A 3,883-nucleotide genomic window follows, 5' to 3' on the forward strand; every position below is an offset into this window, starting at 1 on the left:
TATTTGTTTTATATCTTTTTTAATCCATATATCCTGTTTTTTTATAAATGTAAATTTTTTTAGCTTTGATATTCTAGGATTATTGCTATTATCGACTGTAATTACATTTAACTTCAATATAATACCTAAACCTAGCTACGATTATTTGAGGAAAATTTCGTCTTATATAATAATATTTTTTATAGCTTTTCATTTATTCATTTATCATTAAACAAAAAAGAAGTTGTTACCCTGGCAATTAATCTAGCCCATGTAACAACTCCTTTTCATATTCTAGTAAATATTCTTTTTATAGTGAGAATATAACTCTCTTATTTCTTTCATTTCTTTGCTAAGCTCTAATTGTAATTCAGAAACTTTTTCATAATCCTTTTTATCTATAGCTTCATTTATTCTTGTAAATAGTGATTTTCTAGTTAAAGTATCCTTCATTATATTGAATTTAATATCAGAAATTTTATTCCAGTTAACTTCATCTAGAGCATCCATATTTTCTTTGCTGTGTAATTTTACATATCCTCTTAATACTTCTATATCGTCGTGTATAATTCTATGTCTTAATTCTTTTTTCCATTTATTAAGTGAACCGTATTTAAATGAATCTATTATACTGTCAGTAAATACATTTCCATCCTTTAAGCATTCTAGCTTATCTTCGTTTTTAGTAAGATTTAACATGTTTTCATATACTGTTGCTGGTGGTATACCAAATCTTTCGTTTCTTTCTTCATCAGTATAATATTCAAATACGTTGTTTTCATCTCTGTATTTTCTATCTTTTTCTAAGTATAGAGCTTCTTCACCGATATCTTTAGATAATTCTTTTTCTAAAGCCTTAGTATCTAAGCCGCTCTTAGCTACAAATTTTATACCATCTAGCATTGCTTGATAGCATGCTGCCATTACAAGGTAAGTATTTGAAAGTGGGTTTGGAGATCTAAGCTCAAATCTAAGTGATTTAGGTTTTTTGGCATCTCTTATAAGACCTACAAGTACAGATCTATTTCTTGATGGTGTTTCATAAGTATGTCCTAGTGAAGTAACTATACAAACTGGAGCTTCAAATCCTGGTACTAATCTTTCAAATCCATCTATACTGTTAGTTACTATAGGATTTATAACCTCGTAATTCTTTAAAAGTCCCATTAAAGCACCATATCCAGCTTCACTTAAGTAATCTTTTGTCATATCTAGTGGAGCGAATAAATTTTTGAAAGTACCATCTTTAAGTATTAAGCTTACACCAAAGTGAGTATGCCCACCACTACCTGCAACTCCTTGGATTGGTTTAGCTTTGAATGTAACTTCAAGACCATTCATTGTAAATATATCTTCAACAGCTTCTCTAACTGCTATTTCGTTATCAGCAGCTTGTATTGGGCTGTCGAATTTCCAAGATATTTCAAGTTGTTCCATAGCATGTTTAGTTTTACCATCTCTATTTATAGAGCTAGATATTCCACCGACTTCTTTATGTGCCATTTCTGGTGATATTCCCATTTGTTCTAATTTTTCTAGAGATTGTTCTAAGCAAGTTCTTATTATTCCGTGAGTTCTCTTCCAGTATTGTTCCTTTAAGCTTTGAGAAACTGCTAATTGTTCTAAGTCTGCTTTATCTTCTGGAGTATTTACCCAGAACTCTAATTCTGTAGCAGCAGTTAAAACTATATCTTCTATATCATTTACACTGTCTATGCCTATACTATTTATTATTTGTGGGCATTCAGTAAATATTTCTATTAATGATTTTTTAAAGTTTGATTGTGCTTTTCTAAGTATCCCTCTTGAACCTACTCTCTTATTGTCGTGTATTAAAAGAGCTGGTATTTTAAGAGTTCCTACAGGAAGTCCTGTTTCTTTATCTATATTTTCTAAATTATAATCAACATACCATTTGCAGTCTTGGTCAGGCATTAAGTCTACCTTTGCGTTATTTAAAGTTGCTATATTATGTAATTCAACACTAGATCCATCAGTTTGTATTGCTGATTTTAAAAAGTCGTCAACATCATCTAATAATAAGCTTATTGGTATTTTTTCGTCAGTTGCATTACCTCCAAGGTCTACACCCATAAGAGATAAAAATTTAATATTAGGATTGTCTAATAATATTTGTTTTAATTCTTCATTGCTAACTTTTCTCTTATCTATTACGTGAATTTGTTGTTTCATATAAAAATAATCCCCCTATATCTTATAAATCCGTATTATAGACTTAATTTTTCGTTTTTTATTCGTATTTTTCTTTTCTTATTATATATAATTTTGTAAAAATGTGCAACATTTTTTACTTATTTTATTTTGCATATTTAAAATAATTAAATTTATCATATATTAATTGTAAACGCATATTTTTTATCAATTTAATGATATAATTAATATATTGTACAATTATACAGAAATTAGGAGAGAACTTATTATGAATTATATAATTTTTGATTTAGAATTTAACCAAGGTTTTGATAGGGTTAACAATAAAACTGTTTCAAATGCCAAATGTCCATTTGAAATAATACAAATCGGAGCCATTAAACTAGATTCCGAACTAAATATAATAGATACATTTTCAAGTTATATAAAATCACAAATATACAAGGATATACATCCTTTTGTAAAAAAAATGACCGGTATTACAAATAGCGACCTTAAAAATGCCCCTAGTTTCACAGATGTTTACGAACAATTTTTAAAGTTTATTGATTCTAAAAACGCTATATTCGGCACTTGGGGAACAAATGACTTAAAGGAGCTATATAGAAATATAATTTTTTACAATTTATCTTCTGAAAAAATTCCAGTTAAATATATTAATATTCAACAGCATGCTTCTAATTTTTTTAACAACCCTGTAGGTAAATGTATTGGATTACAAAACGCAATTTCAATACTAGAATTGGAACAAGATAAAAAATATCACAATGCTTTAAACGATGCTTACTACACAGCACTTGTCTTTCAAAAGATCAACAATAAAAGCATCAAAGCAGAAACCTATACCTACAATCTCTCTAAAAAGGAAAAGCAAAAACTAAAAATCGATTACGATAAATTATTTGCTGAATGCAGATCTATATTAAAAAGAGATTTAACTAAAGAGGATAAAAAATTAATACACGCAGCCTATAATATGGGCAGAAAAAATAAGTTTCTATTAAATCCAAAAAATGATAAAAACAATAATTAGTTCGAATATTTTACACTAAAAAAATAGCTGATATATAAATATTAAATATATAACAGCTATTTTTTAGCCCTAATTATATTTCAACTACTAGCTCTATAGGACAGTGATCTGAACCAAGCACTTCTGTATGTATATCTGCACTTATTAGATTTTTTTCTAGGGCCTTTGATGCACAGAAATAATCTATTCTCCATCCAGCATTTTTTTCCCTAGCCTTAAATCTATAAGACCACCAAGAGTATACTCCCTCTTTGTCTGGATTAAAATATCTATATGTATCTATAAATCCACTTTCTAATAGCTCAGTGAATTTACCTCTCTCTTGATCTGTAAAACCAGCATTTTTTCTATTTGTCTTAGGATTTTTTAAATCTATTTCCTTATGAGCCACATTTAAATCACCACAAAGTATAACTGGCTTTTTGCTATTTAAATTAGATAGATAATCTCTAAAATCATCCTCCCATTTCATTCTGTAATCTAGTCTCTTTAGCTCACTTTGAGAATTAGGAGTGTAGACAGTTACAAAATAAAACTTTTCAAATTCCAATGTTATAACTCTTCCCTCTTTATCGTGTTCTTCTATTTGTATTCCATAATTTACAGATAGTGGCTCCTGCTTTGTAAAAATTGCAGTTCCTGAGTAGCCTTTTTTCTCAGCGTAGTTCCAGTATTGATGATATCCAATCAGATCGAGGT

General features: G+C 28.6%; 3 protein-coding genes. 1 reads left to right on the forward strand and 2 read right to left on the reverse strand.

Features of this window, described 5'->3' with window-relative positions; genetic code table 11:
- Positions 1-273: 273 nt before the first annotated feature.
- Complete coding sequence (locus ACI3VO_RS08645) at positions 274-2,172, reverse strand: glutamine synthetase (RefSeq protein WP_439757530.1); 1,899 nt, start codon at positions 2,170-2,172, stop codon at positions 274-276.
- Positions 2,173-2,419: 247 nt separating this feature from the next.
- Here ACI3VO_RS08645 and ACI3VO_RS08650 point away from each other — a divergent pair, with 247 nt between their 5' ends.
- Positions 2,420-3,184 (forward strand): exonuclease domain-containing protein, encoded by a 765-nt coding sequence (locus ACI3VO_RS08650; RefSeq protein WP_439757531.1) that lies wholly within the window; start codon positions 2,420-2,422, stop codon positions 3,182-3,184.
- Positions 3,185-3,257: 73 nt separating this feature from the next.
- Here the strand turns inward: ACI3VO_RS08650 and ACI3VO_RS08655 are convergent.
- Positions 3,258-3,883, reverse strand: a 626-nt coding sequence (locus tag ACI3VO_RS08655; RefSeq protein WP_439757532.1) for an exodeoxyribonuclease III, incomplete at its 5' end; no start/stop codon positions are given.

Origin of the sequence: Intestinibacter sp. (genome assembly GCF_051866655.1) — a bacterium.
Lineage (GTDB): Bacteria > Bacillota > Clostridia > Peptostreptococcales > Peptostreptococcaceae > Intestinibacter.

Bases quoted from the DNA above. Each gene is read 5' to 3' on its own strand.
- ACI3VO_RS08645 (WP_439757530.1), bottom strand. From the start codon at position 2,172: ATGAAACAACAAATTCACGTAATAGATAAGAGAAAAGTTAGCAATGAA.
- ACI3VO_RS08650 (WP_439757531.1), top strand. From the start codon at position 2,420: ATGAATTATATAATTTTTGATTTAGAATTTAACCAAGGTTTTGATAGG.